This is a genomic window from Rheinheimera lutimaris (genome assembly GCF_013283795.1).
GTDB lineage: Bacteria > Pseudomonadota > Gammaproteobacteria > Enterobacterales > Alteromonadaceae > Alishewanella > Alishewanella lutimaris.
Window position 1 is genome coordinate 188,902 of the sequence record NZ_JABSOD010000005.1, and the last position, 18,015, is coordinate 206,916.

Here is an 18,015-nt window from a genome sequence, read left to right on the forward strand (position 1 = left end):
TTTCCCCTGAGACAGCTTTATCTACGGGGAGCTAATGCAGGCATTATGCCAGCTATAAAAGCTTATTTATTAATAAGTTAACTCTGTCAATTCTCTGACAGCGTTAATTATTCGTCTTTACCGAGGTTGTATTTACGCATTTTTTCTACCAGAGTAGTACGGCGCAGGCCCAATACTTCTGCTGCGCGCGCCACGACAAACTCATGGCGCTCTAACGCTTGGGAAATAAAGCGGATTTCCAACTCTGCCAGATATTCTTTTAAATCCAGCCCCTGCTCCGGTAAATGCTGTGATTCAGCATCGGCGACAAAAAATGCCGTAGCAGCATCGTCGGTATCATCTTCGTCGTCAGCGCTGAACAGCTCATTAAGCAGATCCCGCTCCTGTAAACTTTCCGGATATTGCGGCACATAGCTGTCGACATCAAGGTGGCGGTATTTTTCCGGCAGCTCGGCGACATCCGCCACCTGATCCGGATACATAATAACCATCCGTTCCAGCAAGTTGGCCAGTTCACGCACATTGCCGGGCCAACTGTGCAATTGCAGGCTTTCAATAGCCCGCTCGGTAAACTTAACCCGCGCCTGATGGCTTTGCTCTAACCGGCGCATTAATTCCTGTACTAACAGCGGTAAATCTTCCGCGCGTTGTTGCAACGACGGTGTTTCGATCGGAAACACATTCAGACGGTAATATAAGTCTTCGCGAAAACTACCATCGCTAATCATATGCTCCAGGTTGCGGTGCGTAGCAGCAACAATGCGCACATCGGCTTTAATCGCCTGGGTACCACCGACGCGCTCATAGGTACGCTCTTGCAATACGCGCAGCAGTTTTACCTGCATCGGCAGTGGCATATCGCCAATTTCGTCTAAAAACAGTGTGCCGCCCTGCGCCAACTCAAACCGGCCTTTACGGGTTGAAATAGCCCCGGTAAAAGCACCTTTTTCGTGGCCAAATAATTCGCTTTCCAGCAATTCTGCCGGAATAGCACCACAGTTAATCGGCACAAAGGGCCCGGCAGCACGATGCGATAATAAATGGATATTGCGCGCCACTACTTCTTTACCGGTCCCGGACGGTCCTAACACCAACACATTGGCATCGGTTTTGGCTACTTGCTGAATAAGAAAGCGCACCTGTTGCATACTGGCAGTATTGCCAACCATGCCATCAAATTTTACCGCCGCATCCTGCTGGCGTTGCAGTGGCAGTAAACGATGATATTGCTGGCTGTCACGCAACAACTGAGTAAGCGAGGCATAAGCAAAAGGCTCACTGAGTAAGCCTACCGCATTAGCATATTGCAGTAACGGCTGTAGCGTTTCGCCCAATAGTAAAAATGCCGTGGCCGGAAAGCTCTGCAGCAACTGCGCATGCTCTTGGTTATCTAAGGCGCCCAACAGCACCACACCCGGACCATCTTGTTTAAGTTTTTGCTGCAACAGCTCTACGCTGAGCTGCTGATGCGGCTCGTTAATAAAGCTTAACACTGTACTCAACCGGCTGCTGCGGTTGCTGTGTTCATCAACGATGTAAAGGGAAAGACTATTTGACATGCCGCTGCTTTTATTATGCTTTTAACTGTATTGTACTGCGCACAAAACAGCATGCAAGGTAATACGCTATTTTTTTGACGCTGTGTCAAAAAAATAGCGCCGGTAAAATTCACTCAGGCTAATAAGTTTAACGCTTGTTGCTGCTGCATCCTGGCTTGCATCGCCACACTAACAGAGGTGTTCGCCAGTATATCCGCTGCGGCCTTATCACTGCTGGCGCGGGCGAAGTCTAAATCTTCAATCCGGCTGCGGGCGGCAGACTCGGCAATTTGCTGACCATTTAAGTTGCTGGCGGCCGAGCTGAAGCTGCTAATTGACGCCCCGGCGTCTGCCTGCAAACCGCCGATGTAATCCAATGACTGCTGAATATTACTCAGCGATGCTTCTGCACTACCGGCAGAGCTTAGATCGATACTGAAAATGTTCTGCGCATTAAGGCCGGCAGCGACATCTACCGTGTTAAAACTCAAACTGCCCGAGCCGGTGCCAAAGCTTAAAGCGCCGTCCTGGTCAAACAGCTTTTTACCGGCAAATTCTGTGTTATCGATAGACTGTTGAATATTAGCCGTGTACTGATCAGCTTCAGCCTGCAGGGCTGCGCGCTCCTGCTCACCGTAAATACCATTGCCGGCGGCGACGGCTAAACGGTTTAACTCGCCGAGGTTATCATTGATACCCTGCAAGCCCTGCTCATAAACCCGCGCCAAAGACACGCCGTCATAAAGGTTGCGTTCGCCCTGGCCTTTGCCGTTAATACTGCTGCTCAGTTGATTAGCTATCTGTAAGCCGGCAGCATCGTCGGCAGCGCTGTTAATGCGTTTTGCTGTCGCCAGCTTTTTTAACAGGCTTTCCTGTTGCAACTGCGCCTGATTTAACGTATTCAGACTGCCTTGAGTATTAACTTTCATCCTGGCACCACTTCGTTGAAAACCTGGTTATAGTTTAGTCAAAGCGACAATAAAGCGCTATTAATTGAGTGGCAGCACAAAATCTTCACGATTTATTACAATTAAACTGTTTAATCTGAATATGTTAGAAGCGGCGGCACAGTTTATGCTAAAGTCGGACGAAACGGCAATTCGCTAAAATGCGTGGTTCCTGAGGGCAGCTTATGTTTAACGGCAAAACAATCTTAATTACCGGTGGTACCGGCTCATTCGGCCATAAGTACACTGAAACTCTGCTTAAGCGTTACAAGCCGAAAAAAATCATTATTTATTCCCGCGACGAATTAAAACAGTACGAAATGCAGCAAAAGTTTAATCAAAGCTGCATGCGCTACTTTATTGGTGATGTGCGTGACGAGCACCGGCTGGTGCGGGCGATGCACGGCGTGGATTACGTTATTCATGCTGCGGCGTTAAAGCAGGTGCCGGCGGCAGAATACAACCCGATGGAGTGCATTAAAACCAATATCAACGGTGCCGAGCACGTGATCAACGCTGCCATTGAAAACGGCGTGGAAAAAGTAATAGCACTGTCGACCGATAAAGCCGCCAACCCGGTAAACTTATATGGCGCAACTAAATTGGCATCTGACAAATTATTTATTGCCGCTAATAATATCTCCGGCGGTGCTAAACCGCGTTTCTCAGTGGTGCGCTACGGCAATGTTGTTGGCTCCCGCGGTTCGGTTGTGCCGTTTTTTCAGCAGTTGATTGATAAAAACCACGATCATATGCCGGTTACTCACCTTGAGATGACCCGGTTTTGGATCAGCCTGCAGCAGGGTGTCGATTTCGTGCTGAAGAACTTTGAACGTATGCTCGGCGGTGAAATTTTTGTGCCGAAAATTCCTTCTATCCGCATTGTCGATCTGGCCAAAGCCATGGCGCCGGACTTGCCGATAAAAGAAATCGGTATCCGCCCGGGTGAAAAGCTGCATGAAATGATGTGCCCGGGAGACATGTCTTATCATACCTTTGAATTTGACGATCACTTTGTTATTGCGCCGGCAATTAAGTTCTTTAACCGCAGCAATGATTTTTCCAGCAATGCGTTAAACGAAAACGGTAAGCTGGTGCCGCCGGGTTTTGAGTATGTATCTGACACCAACCCGGATTTTCTCAGTGTGGAGCAAATGCGCCAATTTAATCAGGATGCCATGTTGTGATCCCCTACGGCCGTCAGCACATCAGCCAGGCTGATATTGATGCGGTTACAGAAGTACTGCAAAGCGACTTTTTAACCCAGGGGCCGGCGGTGCCGGCGTTTGAGCAACGATTATGTGAACTGACCACAGCGCAACATGCTGTGGCGGTAAACAGCGCAACCTCTGCACTGCACATTGCCTGTTTGGCGCTGGGCGTTGGGCCGGGCAGCCGGGTTTGGACCTCGCCGGTCAGTTTTGTTGCCTCGGCCAATTGCGCGCGCTACTGCGGTGCCAATGTGGATTTTGTCGATATAGAGCCCGACAGCGGCAATATGGCGGTAGATAAACTGCGGCAAAAACTGGAACTGGCACGCAGCAACGACACCCTGCCCCAGGTCGTGATACCGGTACATCTGGCCGGTGCCAGCTGCGATATGCAGCAAATACATTATCTGGCCAATGAGTTTGGTTTCAGCATTATTGAAGATGCCTCGCACGCAGTTGGTGCCAGCTATCAGGATGAACCGGTAGGCAACTGCCGTTACAGCGACATTACGGTATTCAGCTTTCATCCGGTAAAAATTATTACCACCGCTGAAGGCGGCATGGCACTGACTAACAACACAGAGCTGGCTGATAAAATGCGCCTGCTGCGCAGTCACGGTATCAGTCGCGACGAGAACCTGATGACCGAGCCGGCGCACGGCGCCTGGTATTATCAGCAATTGCTGTTGGGTTTTAACTACCGCATGACCGATCTGCAAGCCGCTTTAGGCTTAAGCCAGAGCCTGCGTCTGTTGCCGATTATTCAAAAACGCCAGTTGCTGGCCGCCAACTACGACCGTTTGCTAACAGCGCTGCCACTGGGCTTACCGGCATTGGATGATACCAACATCAGCGCCTGGCATTTATATATTATCCGGCTGGATGACAAAACCAAACGCAAAGCGGTATTTGACGGCCTGCGTGAAGCCGGTATTGGCGTAAATGTGCATTATATTCCTATCCACACCCAGCCCTATTATCAGCAATTGGGTTTTGATTGGGGTGATTTTCCGCTGGCGGAAGATTTTTATGAGCGCATTATCAGCCTGCCGATGTTTCCGGAATTAACCGGCGAACAACAGCAATATATCGCCGATAAACTGACAGAGCTGCTGCAATGAGAGTGGCCATTATTCCGGCCCGTGGCGGCAGTAAGCGCATACCACGCAAAAACATTAAAGACTTCTGTGGCCAGCCTATGCTGGCTTACCCCATTAAAGCAGCACTGAACAGCGGTGTAGTAGACAAAGTGGTGGTATCAACCGATGATGCCGAAATAGCCGCCATAGCACGCAAGTACGGTGCAGAAACACCGTTTATGCGCAAGGCAGAGCTGGCAGATGATTTTACCGGCACCACAGACGTAATACGTAACGCTATTACGGAGCTGCAGCAACTGGGCTGGCCGCTAAGCCACTGTGCCTGCATCTATGCAACTACCCCGTTATTAGACAGCGAACGTATTGCAGGGGCATACCGGATGCTGTTAAGCAGTAAAGCCGGTTATGTGTTTAGCGCAGCCCGTTTTTCTTTTCCCATTCAGCGCGCCTTGCTGCAAACCCCAGAAGGCGGCGTAGTGCCGTTTGACCCGGCCAACATTATGCAGCGCTCACAGGATCTGGCTGAGACATTCCATGATGCCGGCCAACTGTACTGGGCAACCGCTGATACCTGGCTGGATACCACTAAAGCCGTATTCGGCCCCGGTTCGCGAATGCTGCTGTTACCGGCTCATTTGGTACAGGATATTGATACTGCTGAAGATTGGCGTCGTGCTGAGTTGTTATATCAACTGTTACAGGCGCCTGCGCAGTGAAGGTGCTGTTTCGCACTGACGCTTCTGTTACCCTGGGATCAGGCCATGTTATGCGTTGCCTGACACTGGCACAGGCTTTACATAAGCAAGGGGCAAGCTGCGAATTTGCCTGCCGGATAACAGCAGGCCATTTAGCGGATGTTATCCGCAGCCAGGGCTTTACGGTACTGCCATTACCGGATGTTTTTATTACTGAAACGGCAGATGCAACTGCAACCCTTGCACAACTCACACAGAATTATGACCTGCTGATTGTAGATCACTATGCGCTGGCAGCGGATTACTGCCGGCAACTGCGATGCCGTTGCCGGCATATTATGCAAATAGATGACCTGGCCAATCGTGTGTATGACTGTGACGTTTTGTTGGATCAAAACCTGTTACCCAACGCAGAGCAGCGCTACAGCCAACTGGTGCCGGCGCACTGTAAAGTCATGGCCGGGCCACGTTATGCGTTATTGCGGGAAGAGTTTTATCAGCCGGCGGCACCGCGCGTTCGCGGCCGGATCCTGATCGGTTTTGGCGGCAGCGATGAGCAAAACTTAACCAGCCTGGCAATTAAAGCCATTGATAAACTAAAGCTAAGCGATATTTCTGCCGATATAGTAATTGGAGCGAATAACCCGTGGCATGCAGAAATTAAACAGCTTACTGCAAGCCTGCCCGATATGAAGTTACATGTGCAATGTAACTATATGGCGAAGTTAATGCACCAGGCGCGACTCATGCTTGGTGGTGGTGGTGCCAGTCATTGGGAAAGGTGTATTAGTGCTCTGCCGGGTTTGGTTGTTACCGTTGCCGAAAATCAGCAGGCGACAACGGCTTATCTTGACCAGCTTGGCGCCTGTGTGTGGTTGGGACAGGCTGCAGATATGACAGCAGAGTTCTTTGCAGAGCAACTATGCTATTACCTGTCGCAACCGGCACTGCTTGATAGTATGGGCCAAACGGCAGCCGGTCTGATACCGGCTGCCGCAGGCACACCACTGGTCGTTGACACTATAATAAACTCGCTGAACAACACAGATGGCTAACGAGGATAAGCAATGGCAGTAATTATGCTTGGCAAACACGCGGTAGGACCGGATCAACCGCCGTTTATTATTGCCGAATTATCCGGCAATCATGATCAAAGCCTGGACAAAGCATTGTTGATGGTAGAAGCGGCAGCAAAGTGCGGTGCCGACGCGATTAAGCTGCAAACCTACACGCCGGATACTATTACATTGGATGTACACGACAACGAATTCTTTATTGATAACCCCGACAGCCTGTGGCACGGCAGTTCGCTGTACAGCCTGTATCAACAAGCGATGACACCGTGGGAATGGCACAAGCCGCTGTTCGACCGTGCAAAAGAGTTAGGCATGTTGGCCTTTAGCTCACCATTTGATTTAACCGCGGTAGACTATCTGGAACAGTTAGATGTGCCCTGCTATAAAATTGCCTCGTTTGAAAATATCGATCATGGCTTAATTGCTGCCGTTGCCCGCACCGGCAAGCCGGTGATCATCTCAACCGGCATGGCCACCCAAGCTGAATTAGCAGAAGCCGTTGACGTGCTGAAACGTAACGGTTGCAACGACATTATCTTGTTAAAATGCACCAGCAACTACCCGGCGCGCCCTATCGACGCCAACTTAAACACTATTCCACACCTGGCGGCGCTGTTTGACTGTCAGGTTGGCTTATCCGATCACACCGCCGGTATTGGTGTCAGCGTAGCTGCTGTCGCCCTCGGCGCTACCGTAATTGAAAAACACTTTGTGCTGGATCGCAGCGAAGGTGGCATAGACTCAGCCTTTTCTATGGAACCGGACGAGTTCAGTTTACTGGTATCGGAATGTCGTAAAGCTAAAGATGCCTTAGGTAAAGTGCATTACGGCTGTACCGATAAAGAGATAGCCTCGCGCATACACCGGCGCTCGCTCTATATTGCTAAAGATATGCAAGCCGGAGATATATTTACCGCAGAAAACCTGCGCTCTGTGCGGCCCGGGCTTGGCCTGGAACCGAAATATTTGCCACAATTTCTTGGCCGTAAAGTAAAACAGGACGTGACGATGGGCACGCCGCTTAGTTGGGAGTTAATCTGAAGCATGAGGGTATCTGTCAGGCTGCGTTTAGCTACTATGGACGACGCTGATCGCCTGTTGCAATGGCGTAATGACCCCGATACACGGCGCTTCAGCCTTAATGCAGAACACGTGACTGCGCAGCAGCATATACATTGGTTACAACAAAGCCTGAGTGATCCGCAGCGCCGGCTGTATATTGCAGAATATGCCGGCCAGCCGGTTGGCACTGCCAGAGTCGATTCAACAGCAGAGTGTCATCGAATCTCGTGGACAGTTGCTGCGGAGTGTCGTGGTAAAGGCTTAGCTAAAGCTATGGTTAAATTGTTGGTAAGCCAACTGACAGGAAAAATAGTCGCTGAAATTCTGCCCGGCAATACAGCGTCAGTAAAGGTTGCGCAACATGCCGGATTAGCTCATCACAGCACGCATAATGGCATTATGTATTATGAATACCAGACCCCTGTCTAACATTCACATTACCTTGCAACAGGATGTTTTATGAAAGGAATTCTTCTGGCCGGAGGTACCGGTAGCCGGCTTTACCCTATTACGCTGGGCATTTCCAAACAGCTACTGCCTATTCATAACAAGCCGATGATTTACTACTCTTTATCCGTTCTGATGCTGGCGGGTATCCGCGATATTCTTCTGATCACCACTGCTGACCAACAAGCCGCATTTCAGCGCTTACTGGGTGATGGCAGCAAATTCGGTATTAGTCTGCAGTATGCTGTACAGCATAAACCTGAAGGTATCGCTCAGGCCTTTCTGATTGCAGAGCCATTTATCGGCAATGACGAAGTGTGTCTGGTGCTGGGCGACAATATTTTTTATGGTGAGGGCTTTACCCCCAAATTACACCGGGCACGCAGCCGCCTGCCGGGTGCCGTGATCTTTGGTTATCAGGTAAAAGACCCGGAACGTTTTGGCGTGGTCAAATTTGACAGCGACTTTAAGGTGCAATCGATAGAAGAAAAGCCGGCACAACCGCAAAGCAAATATGCCGTTACCGGGCTGTATTTTTACGACAACAATGTGGTTGATATTACTAAAACTCTGCGCCCTTCAGCGCGAGGCGAATTAGAAATCACCGCAGTAAATCAGACTTACCTGGCACAAAAACAACTGAAAATTGAATTACTCGGCCGTGGTTTTGCCTGGCTGGATACCGGCACGCATGAAAGCTTGTCAGAAGCCTCTACCTTTGTCGAAACCATCGAGAAACGGCAAGGCTATCAAATTGCCTGTCTGGAGGAAATTGCTCATCTGAACGGCTGGCTGTCACGCGAAGAGGTATTAAAGCAAATGCAAACAATGCCCGACTGCAGTTATAAAGATTACTTGTCAGAGAATATTATTGCTAAACCACGGCTATAAAATTCTCTGTGCAAGTGGCTGTTTTATAACAACACCTGACTGCTTCCGGACTTTTCCATTACAACCTGGTTTTGATCAGTTCTTCGATAATTTTGCTGACAGATTTGCCTTCTTTCTTAGCAAGCTCGTAGAGTGAATTTTTTAAATCCGGCGCAATACCTTCAATCTTTCCGAAATACCGTTTGCGCACAGAGCCGCCGCGATAACCCACATGCTCTATATCAATATCGGCGTAAGGCAATTGGGCAGATTTAGTGAACTTGATAAGATAAAAACAATTGCCTAAAACGTAACTCAGGCTTATGTCAGATGCACATAATGGCAGATGTTCAAGTGGTACTTTTTCTTGCCAAAGGGCATTATTCTCCATAAACATCTTGCCGTAATCATCTGCTCTTAAATGCTCAGCGACAGATTCATCACCAAATAGAATGGTTCCGCCAATTTTACACACCCTGTTCATTTCCGATATCGCCAGCCTGATATCGCCAAAAAGGTTTATTCCGCCAAAGTGGAATACGGCGTCAAAATAGCCATCCTTGTAGGGGAGATCTAAGGCGTTGGAAACAGTAAGCACAATATTTTCCGCAGAATACTTGTCTGCCGCCAGAGAAATGAAATGCTTGCTGAGGTCTTGTGCATGCACAAATCCATCTTTACCCACCAACATTGCCGCGACCTTAATATCTTCTCCAAGTCCGCAACTGGTGATCAGTATTTTTTTACCCGTGATATTCCCCAGTCGTTCAAAGCAGTCTCTGCGAAAATCCATTTCCGCTATGTCAAAGGTAGCAAACAGCCAGTTAAGAAAATTTCTGTATATCTCAACAGACTGTGAATTGTCGTACATTGCTTTGTTTAGCTTGTCATTGCTTGATTGATCAGCGGTTAAATCAACAAAGCCGCCCTTTCCATCAGTATCCGCCGCACTGTCTACTGCAGAGTGGTATTCATTTAACAACGCCTGTTTTAACTCGAAAGTGCGATCGGTTTTCATTTTTCTTCCTCTGTAGTCGTACAATCAAATCCGGCCATCGGCTTAGTACTGTTATCATACACCCCATAGTCAATCAGATGACACCGGGAATAAAAAAACCAGACTAATTTTAGCTGTTTATAAACGACAGGGTGCTCTGCTGGAGACCTGATACACGTCTTACGGCATAAGTATGATCTACAGCCAGTATATATAAATAGCGGCATAAAAATTGCTGGTTATCTGTGATTTTTTTAATTAACGGGTGGCTATATGAAAGTTTGCAATGCTAACAGAGAATTTTTTTTACATGTCGTCAAAGCTGTATTTGATGCATACGATAAGAAACCTTTGATTGCTGAGCTGGGCGTATTAAGGGGTGAAAACGCACTTAATATGTATAATATTTTATCTCCGGAGCACATGGTGCTGATTGATAGTTGGAGTAAAGATATTACAAAAACCTATAGCCCTTTTGACACTTTGCCACCCTGGATAAATCCGGTTGAAACCTATTCCTACTACTTTGGCGGCTCTCTTAACGAACAGTCAACTTTTGACAAAATATACGAAGAATGTTTAGTTAAGTTTAGCGACTTTAGCAATGTCACCATGATTAGGGACGATACAATTAAAGCGATAAATAAAATACGTCCCGCCACCGGTATAGACAAATTTGATCTTATCTATGTCGATGCAAGCCACCAGTACGAATACGTACTACGCGACTTGATGTACTATAAAGAACTATTAGCACCTCACGGCTTTATGATACTGAATGACTGCTGTCACAGTGATGCGGGTACTAAACAAAATCTTGGCGTTCTGGAAGCATTGACAAGCTTTATGAAACGCACAGATTTTATCCCGCTTGCACTTACCAATACTGACTGGTCTGACGTAATTCTGGTAAGAAAGGGGTCGCCGATGATCCAGGCCGTTGATATAGCTATTTCGAACTCAGATGTCGCCTATGTGGAATTGCCGTACCAGTTTATCTCTTCTGCCAAAGTTATTTACGGCAAACAAAGAGCCAATATAAGTTTCGTTTGATATCAGTTATCAGACCTTCGCGCTTTTGCAGACATTTAACACTGTGTCTGTGAAGCTTCAGAGGATTTATAAAGCTAACCATGGATAAGCTCATTGATACTGCTCAGCAGTACACTCACGATATGCTCTTGTTGCTCGTCGGTAAGCCCGACCCACAGCGGTAAGCGCAAAATTCGTGCAGACGCATCATCCGTTACGGCCATAGTAGTCGCAGCACGACCAAAATGTTGCCCCGCGGGAGAACTGTGCAATGGTATGTAATGAAACACTGTACTGACTAGTTTCTCTTTAAGTTTATCCATAACTTCCTGCCGCTCGAGTTGAGATGGCAGTAACACATAGTACATATGGGCGTTGTGGCCACAATGCGCAGGCACTGTCGGCCTTGTGAGCAAGCCTTCTGCTTCCGCGCTCTCCAGTAGAGTATGATAATAATCCCAGCGCGCCAGCCGCAGTGCCGTTATATTCTGAGCGTCTTCCAGCTGAGCCAGCAAAAATGCAGCAATAATCTCGCCAGGTAAAAATGAAGAGCCAATATCCTGCCAGGTATACTTATCGACCACACCGCGGAAAAACCGTGCTCTGTCGGTACCTTTCTCACGGATAATCTCGGCTCTTACAACTAAATCAGGCCGGTTTACCAATAAGGCCCCGCCCTCTCCTGCAATGACATTCTTTGTCTCATGAAAACTGTAGGCACCTATATCGCCTATCGTGCCAAGCGGTACACCGTTGTAAGTCGACATTACGCCCTGTGCAGCGTCTTCTACCACTGACAAATTGTGTTTTTTGGCAATGCGCAAAATCTCACTCATCTCACATGCCACACCGGCATAGTGCACAGGCACTATGGCACGGGTGCGTGCCGTAACAGCCGCTTCAATCAGCTTTTCATTAATATTCAGTGTGTCGGGTCTGATATCAACGAAAACAGGCACAGCACCGCGCAAAACAAAGGCGTTGGCCGTGGATACAAAAGTATAGGATGGCATTATTACTTCATCGCCCGGCTGCAAATCTAACAGAATAGCCGCCATTTCCAGTGCCGCAGTACACGAATGGGTTAACAACGCTTTGTTGCAACCGGTCTGCTGCTCAAGCCAGTCATGACATTTAGCGGTAAAGTCACCATCTCCGGCCAGCTTACCAAGCTCATGCGCTTTGGCAATATACTGAATTTCCTTACCTGTCATATAAGGTTTGTTAAAAGGAATTTGCATGCTGTTATCCCTGTATTTAATCATCAAAGGCGCTGTAGCCGCTGCCCGATAAAAGCATCAACAGACGGTATTTCGTCGAAGCCGAAACCGAGAATTTTTTTCTGTTGCTCATTTAAACCCTCTGCAGATAAATTTCCGGGTATTTTTATTTGCTGCTTAAAAAAAGGAATATTAAACAAGTGATTGACTGCGCGACGATCTGAAGGGGAGAGGTTAAAACCGCCGGTGTGGAAAGTCATACAATTAATCACTATAAACCGGCCTGCTTTTGCACATATCTGAACAGCATGGTTTTTGATATACCGCGTTGAGGGCATTTCTTCGCGCAGATGAGAAAAAGGTAAAACATAGGTAGAACCATTATCACTGGTAAAATCATCGACACAGTACAGCGCATTTACCGCGATAGGCCGTGAACTTACAAAGTGTTGATAAGGCAAATCTCTATGCCATTTTCCCTGATTATAAGGTTGCCTTGACGGATTCGTAATTGCATTTTGCTGGTTAAGGATAAAACTCCCTGCAATAACACTACTGACGAATTCGAGCAGTACAGGGTTTAACGCTAAGCGTAAAAACGTATCGCTGTTCTCAAACAATAGCGGCGCTCTTATCGTGTGATACTCATCACAACTTTTCAACTTGTCGCTACCATAATGCGTAATATAACGCTGTGAAAGGGTGTCAAAATCCGCTTGTATAGTGGCAATGTCTGCACCGGACAAGCCAGCATCCAAAACAGCATAGCCGTTGGTTAAAAATTGCTCCCTGATTTCTTCAATGTCAGTGAGCACCTGCTTCTGCTCAAGAATGCCATAGCTCTGCGTTGGAATTTTGCCTTCATCCATAGTTTAAGGACCTTCAGATGCGTATTTACGGCGTGTTAAGAACCGCCAGACCAAAGCCAGTACGGCCATACCCATTCCCGCTGTAAAGCATGTAAGTTTTGCTTTTATGCTGAAACACAAACGGATACTCAATCATCTCTGAATCCCAACCAGATTCTGAGACATCGATACCACTGTTGTTCAAGGCCAGTTGCCAACCCTCACCAGTGTTATATGCATAGCCAATACGGTATTTCTGCCCTGTACCGCAACGGTAAGAAAACCACATATCCAGTCTATGCTCAGAACTTTTAATGACTGACGGTCTGGAAAACACCTGCGCATAGTTTAGCTGATAGGGTACTGCTGAATCGGTCTTGTGCCAGCTAACGCCATCGGCAGACTGCGCATGCTTGATGATATGAACCATCTCACCGTTCTCTGCTTCCCACGTAAGAGTTGAACCGTACCACATGTCATAACACTCAGGTGCGGTTTGCATAACCCAGGGATAAGACAAACTGATAGGATCATCCGTATCCAAAGCCAAATAGGGTTGGCTGTCGGTTACTTGCAATGTCAAATCTTCAGCCACGGTTATCCGGCCAATATCACCCCGCCAATGCCCCTCCGACGGGGTTTGCCAACCCATAAAGAGAATAAAAGTTGAACCGTTAACCCGGTAGTGATTGCCAATACTGATGCCGTCAGCAAAAAAACTGCCGGCAGCACCATGTATCAGAAAAGGTTCAAAATGATCCTTAACCACTTCGCCGCGAACAATATCGATATCTACTGCCCCTACAGAAGAGCGGTTCTGCTCGTCTCTACCACTGTAAAATACCCGAAAGATATCATCAGCCAAATGTAATGCTAAGGGGTTAGCCGCATGTGTGACCAGTTTTGTATGACGGGTTTTGCCTTCAGGGGTATATAGCAAACCCAACTTTTTCCACTCAGGCTGAAATGTCATATTTTACGCAACCCCGAACTTGGTAATGCAGATCGCTCTGTAGCAGTGCCTTTGTACAAGCCATCAGCTTCTGCATTAGCCAGCAATAATACACCGGCACCAATAACACAGCGGTCGCCAATCCGAATATGATCACGCAATGTCGCATTAACGCCGATAAAACATTGCTCACCAATATCTACTCCGCCGGATACAACGATATGTGAGGCAATAAAAGTGTGATCCCGTATTATCGAGTGATGGCCGATATGATTACCACTCCACAAGGTCACGTTATTACCAATTTTAACAAAGGGCTGAATGGTGTTGTCTTCGAGAATAAAGCAATTCTCTCCGATATCCTGCTGGTTTAACACTGTTGCCTTGCTGCTGATATAACTGGCCAGGGGATATCCCATAGCTTTGACTGCGAAGTACTTCTCTTTTCTTACAGCATTTAATTTCGAATAACTCAACGCCACAAACACGCTGACATCCTCTGGTGAAAAAAATGCCTTCAGCTCAGAAAATGCTATTACAGGTAAACCGCAAAATTCTTCAACCGTCTTGTATTCGCTGTCGACAGTAAAGGCCACTACATCATAGAGGCTGTCATTGCTGAAATAGTAGTGTGCTAATTGTGCGATATCGCCCGAACCAAATATAACTAATTTATTTTTCATGACTTCCTCACAATAATCGTAAACTCAAACAGATTATAGTCATGCAATAAAGCAACATTCCGGCCGTAATGTATTTTGCAATGGTTAAACAATTCACAGGGATCAGCATAAAAAAGCCCATCTTTCATTCTCTGAGCATCCGAGTACGATGTCAGGCAATTAAAGGCAAACCCTTTGGTGCTGAATTTATCAATAATGGCAATAGTCTCAAACACATAACTTTTCCAATCATGTATAGAGTTTTCCAATTTGACATTGAAAATACCACTGGCCACAGTAAAGTCAGCCACGACTTCCGGTACGGTACCACAGAGAAATTTTGCATTTTCTGAACCAATATAGCGCTGCCGGGCCGCTGAAATCATATTGGCAGCAACATCAACGCCGACATAATCAAAAGAGCTGTATTTTGTCCGCAGGAAATCGTAGAAAGCACCATAGCCACAGCCAATATCGTTTAACGTAAACTTTCCGCTGTTGCAAATAACCTTGTTCAATTGCTCAAAACGCAGAAATTGTCCCTCTGCGCCATTCCAATCAACGCCCTGAGGGGTTGTGCCATGCTCACAAAGCTTACTTGAGTAATACTCAGATACCTGGCTGATAATGCCACTATTGTCTTTCATGCTTTGCCCTCATATTTGATCAGCGAATCCGTTGGCCTTTTCATATAGAGAAGTGAATCAGGACCGCAGTTAAACAACAGATCTAATATACTGACGAAAGGCTCAAACCCGCCCCATTGTTGGGGATACGCCGGATAACCGTCGTAATCAGCCCATCCGACATCAATACCCTGTTGTTCAAACAAGGCTACATCGAGATAATCTTTCGCCGCCGGGCCTGATACATAAAGCGTTGCGCCGGCCTGTCGGCAAATATCGACCAATCGTTCAGTTTTTCCGTCAATCAGTTGGTATTGAGAAGACGTTGAGATAGTAGTATTGATGCCCAGGTAGCGGCATATCGCGGCAATAAAGGTGAAGTTTATATTTGACAGCATGTCCTGATTTTTGGCCAGGTACAGAGGCTCAAGCCAAGCGGCGATCTCAGCGTAATACCCTGCTCGTTTATAGCTTTGTGAAAGCGTTTGCCAGTGTGCTTTATACCAATCTCTATCTGATACTTTGGTATCTTTAATTTTCTGAAAGTATTTACCTTTTACCTCAACAGGAATCGTTAACCAACAAGTTCCCTGCCCGGTCTTTATCTTATTTCTGTTGCGCCAATCCCTTCGGGTATATTGCATATCATCATACAATATGAATTCATCTACCGATGCAATCAGGTCAAAATAGCCACGCCACGGTATGTAATTTGACTGCGTAATAGCTACACGCTTCATTCAGTCACTCCTTGCCACAACAGACGCTACATTAAACAATGGCCCATTCACCACATTGTCAAACAGATCTGTATATTTATCACTAAGAGCCTCAAGCTCAACAAACCGTTGCAAAGCGCTACTTTTCAACGCATCTAATGCCGCAAGGTCATTGCAGACAGCACTGATTAAACTGCCCATTTCGTGCAACGTGTTAAAGGCAAAAAGATCACCGGCAAACGAGTAAGTATCACCATATTTCAACGTTAAAACCGGTACCGACATACTTAATGCACACAATGCAGTTAAACCGCCACCAACACGTTGTGGTGTAACATATAGATCAACCAGCTTTATAAATGCCGGAAAGTCTTCCTGATAACCCACGAAAACAGAGATATTGCGCAGCACAGGAAATCTATTGCAATAATCTTCATAGTCATTAAAAACCCCGGCGAATACCACAAAGTAGCTATCGCTGGAGATACACAACAGCATAGAAATAAAATTATCGTCTATTTCCGCATCAAGCCGGTTACCCGGCACGGCCAATACTACTTTATCGCGGGGTATACCAAATTGATCACGTGTAAGCTCTGACTGCGCCAAAGTGCGCTCAGGTAACATGTCCACAGACAAAATACCCTGCTGCAAGCACTCAGGCACTTCGTCAGCACTTGTAATAAAACGCTTATTGAAAACCCTGTATTGGCTTAAGGTATGAGGCAACCGCGACACTGTTGGTACCACCACATTAGGCACAAGTTGGCTGATGATATCGGCAGTAATACTCTCGCCCACTGTTATGGTGAAATACGGCTTGTACGTTTTAATCAACTCAATCACACCGTTTATCTCGACAAGATTAGGCATGCCGGCAGAGAGTTGGAGATAGTTAAAACGCGCGCCCTCATAAGTCAGTGTTTCAGCATTGTATCCCCCCCTGCTACCGTATGCGGCATCGTACCAGGGCAAAGCGCCGCTCGTGGGCAACAGCTCGCAGGTGTCTATTAACACAACCTGCTTGTTTGCAGATAAGCACAGCGCTTTAATGGTTTCTAATACAATTTTACTTGGAGCATGCCTGGGGCTGAGAAACTGTGCAATAAAAACAAACACGATATCGGGATTTCGCTCTTCTTTATCAATAAAAGCGCCGGGGAGCCCCAATTGCAAAGCAAATTCCCGTACCACATGGCTATATGCGGTAAAACGGGTATTAAAATCAGACTTGTTTTTTAACGTTCCGCTAAACTCCAATGACAGAAGTTGATTATAGATAAAGTACCGCTGATTAAGTGTAAAGCGACTATCAGACACCAATTGCCACAAATGTAAAATACTGACATTAGTGTCGCCCAGTTTTAATGACAGACTTTTAAAATAGACCTCACCATATTTGTTTAGTCTATTGGCATAAAAATTCAGCAACCGGATCTGTGTATAGACAGAAAATGCGCATTTTTGGTCTTGTAACCCGGCAATAAAAGCAGCGGTAAGCTGGCTTATTGATTCATGCTCAGCAATATCGGTAAGTCTTTCATCTAATAAAAAGAAATTCTTTAACTGATTAAATTCTGTCGATACCAACGGTTCAGCCGGCACCAATTCAAAAGGCGAAAGGGTCATAGCAACCGACATCAACTCTGTCATGTCAGTTTTTGTCAGTGGTAATGGCAATTGCTCTATAAAACGGATGCCGCGGAACAACTCGGGAAAAAACCGGGTTAGCTCTGTATGTATACCAGCATTATTAGTCACAAAGCTTACGGCGTTAAACTTTACGTAATGAGCCCGCAGCGCAGACAATAAAGGCTCTATATAGTCTTTGGTGCTGCAGTTAAACACCAGCACATTGTTCTGCGGGGCCGCAGTATTAAAGTACGCATCATCGCCAACACTATCCTGGCAATCAATTAAGATTACAGCTGTTTGTTTACTCTCGGCAATCGTCATTTATTCCTTTCCATTCAGCGCAATATCTAAACTATAGTGCACTTTTTCATGCAAAGA

18 protein-coding genes are annotated in these 18,015 nt (G+C 46.7%); 8 read left to right on the top strand and 10 right to left on the bottom strand.

The genetic code is table 11. From position 1 onward, the window contains the following. Positions 1-107: 107 nt before the first annotated feature. Together HRH59_RS06920 and HRH59_RS06925 are read right to left on the bottom strand one after the other, a co-directional pair. Positions 108-1,559 (bottom strand): sigma-54 dependent transcriptional regulator, encoded by a 1,452-nt coding sequence (locus HRH59_RS06920; protein WP_173500539.1) that lies wholly within the window; start codon positions 1,557-1,559, stop codon positions 108-110. 113 nt (positions 1,560-1,672) lie between these two features. Beyond that, positions 1,673-2,467, bottom strand: coding sequence for a flagellin (locus HRH59_RS06925; RefSeq protein ID WP_173500540.1), 795 nt, complete (start codon positions 2,465-2,467; stop codon positions 1,673-1,675). 203 nt (positions 2,468-2,670) lie between these two features. Between HRH59_RS06925 and pseB the strand changes: the two genes are divergently transcribed. From pseB to rfbA, 7 genes are read left to right on the top strand one after another with little or no spacing between them, the layout of a single operon-like run. Next, a complete protein-coding gene (pseB, locus tag HRH59_RS06930; RefSeq protein WP_173500541.1) occupies positions 2,671-3,672 on the top strand; it encodes a UDP-N-acetylglucosamine 4,6-dehydratase (inverting) in 1,002 nt (333 codons plus the stop codon). Beyond that, positions 3,669-4,817: a UDP-4-amino-4,6-dideoxy-N-acetyl-beta-L-altrosamine transaminase gene (pseC, locus tag HRH59_RS06935; RefSeq protein ID WP_173500542.1), complete on the top strand. Its 1,149-nt coding sequence runs from the start codon at positions 3,669-3,671 to the stop codon at positions 4,815-4,817. Before pseB ends, pseC begins: the two co-directional genes overlap by 4 nt. Next, entirely contained in the window at positions 4,814-5,512 is a 699-nt protein-coding gene (gene pseF, locus HRH59_RS06940; RefSeq protein WP_173500543.1) for a pseudaminic acid cytidylyltransferase, read from the top strand. Before pseC ends, pseF begins: the two co-directional genes overlap by 4 nt. After that, positions 5,509-6,546 carry a UDP-2,4-diacetamido-2,4,6-trideoxy-beta-L-altropyranose hydrolase gene (pseG, locus tag HRH59_RS06945; protein ID WP_173500544.1) on the top strand — a complete coding sequence of 346 codons (1,038 nt, stop codon included), beginning with the start codon at positions 5,509-5,511 and terminating at the stop codon, positions 6,544-6,546. The genes pseF and pseG overlap by 4 nt, the downstream gene beginning before the upstream one ends. Positions 6,547-6,558: 12 nt before the next feature. Further along, positions 6,559-7,608: a pseudaminic acid synthase gene (pseI, locus tag HRH59_RS06950; protein WP_173500545.1), complete on the top strand. Its 1,050-nt coding sequence runs from the start codon at positions 6,559-6,561 to the stop codon at positions 7,606-7,608. A gap of 3 nt (positions 7,609-7,611) precedes the next feature. Further along, positions 7,612-8,058, top strand: coding sequence for a GNAT family N-acetyltransferase (locus tag HRH59_RS06955; protein WP_173500546.1), 447 nt, complete (start codon positions 7,612-7,614; stop codon positions 8,056-8,058). Positions 8,059-8,088: 30 nt separating this feature from the next. Beyond that, entirely contained in the window at positions 8,089-8,967 is an 879-nt protein-coding gene (gene rfbA, locus HRH59_RS06960) for a glucose-1-phosphate thymidylyltransferase RfbA (RefSeq protein ID WP_173500547.1), read from the top strand. Between the two features lie 58 nt (positions 8,968-9,025). On the opposite strand, the gene HRH59_RS06965 is transcribed toward rfbA, so the two are convergent. Next, the gene (locus tag HRH59_RS06965) at positions 9,026-9,964 is read right to left on the bottom strand and encodes a class I SAM-dependent methyltransferase (protein ID WP_173500548.1); all 939 of its coding nucleotides are present in this window, start codon (positions 9,962-9,964) and stop codon (positions 9,026-9,028) included. A gap of 252 nt (positions 9,965-10,216) precedes the next feature. On the opposite strand from HRH59_RS06965, the gene HRH59_RS06970 reads away from it, so the two are divergent. Then, positions 10,217-10,996 carry a class I SAM-dependent methyltransferase gene (locus HRH59_RS06970; protein ID WP_173500549.1) on the top strand — a complete coding sequence of 260 codons (780 nt, stop codon included), beginning with the start codon at positions 10,217-10,219 and terminating at the stop codon, positions 10,994-10,996. Positions 10,997-11,070: 74 nt separating this feature from the next. Here the strand turns inward: HRH59_RS06970 and rffA are convergent, their stop codons facing one another. From rffA to HRH59_RS07005, 7 genes are read right to left on the bottom strand one after another with little or no spacing between them, the layout of a single operon-like run. Beyond that, a complete protein-coding gene (rffA, locus tag HRH59_RS06975) occupies positions 11,071-12,216 on the bottom strand; it encodes a dTDP-4-amino-4,6-dideoxygalactose transaminase (protein ID WP_173500550.1) in 1,146 nt (381 codons plus the stop codon). Positions 12,217-12,239: 23 nt separating this feature from the next. Beyond that, on the bottom strand, positions 12,240-13,064 hold the full coding sequence (locus HRH59_RS06980; RefSeq protein WP_173500551.1) for a phytanoyl-CoA dioxygenase family protein: 825 nt from the start codon (positions 13,062-13,064) through the stop codon (positions 12,240-12,242). A 25-nt stretch (positions 13,065-13,089) separates the two neighbouring features. After that, complete coding sequence (locus HRH59_RS06985) at positions 13,090-14,016, bottom strand: hypothetical protein (protein WP_173500552.1); 927 nt, start codon at positions 14,014-14,016, stop codon at positions 13,090-13,092. Next, positions 14,013-14,678: an acetyltransferase gene (locus HRH59_RS06990; protein WP_173500553.1), complete on the bottom strand. Its 666-nt coding sequence runs from the start codon at positions 14,676-14,678 to the stop codon at positions 14,013-14,015. The genes HRH59_RS06985 and HRH59_RS06990 overlap by 4 nt, the downstream gene beginning before the upstream one ends. Next, positions 14,675-15,304 (bottom strand): class I SAM-dependent methyltransferase, encoded by a 630-nt coding sequence (locus tag HRH59_RS06995; protein ID WP_173500554.1) that lies wholly within the window; start codon positions 15,302-15,304, stop codon positions 14,675-14,677. Before HRH59_RS06995 ends, HRH59_RS06990 begins: the two co-directional genes overlap by 4 nt. After that, positions 15,301-16,023, bottom strand: coding sequence for a WbqC family protein (locus tag HRH59_RS07000; protein WP_173500555.1), 723 nt, complete (start codon positions 16,021-16,023; stop codon positions 15,301-15,303). Before HRH59_RS07000 ends, HRH59_RS06995 begins: the two co-directional genes overlap by 4 nt. Then, positions 16,024-17,958, bottom strand: coding sequence for a glycosyltransferase family protein (locus tag HRH59_RS07005; protein WP_173500556.1), 1,935 nt, complete (start codon positions 17,956-17,958; stop codon positions 16,024-16,026). Between the last annotated feature and the right edge of the window lie 57 nt (positions 17,959-18,015).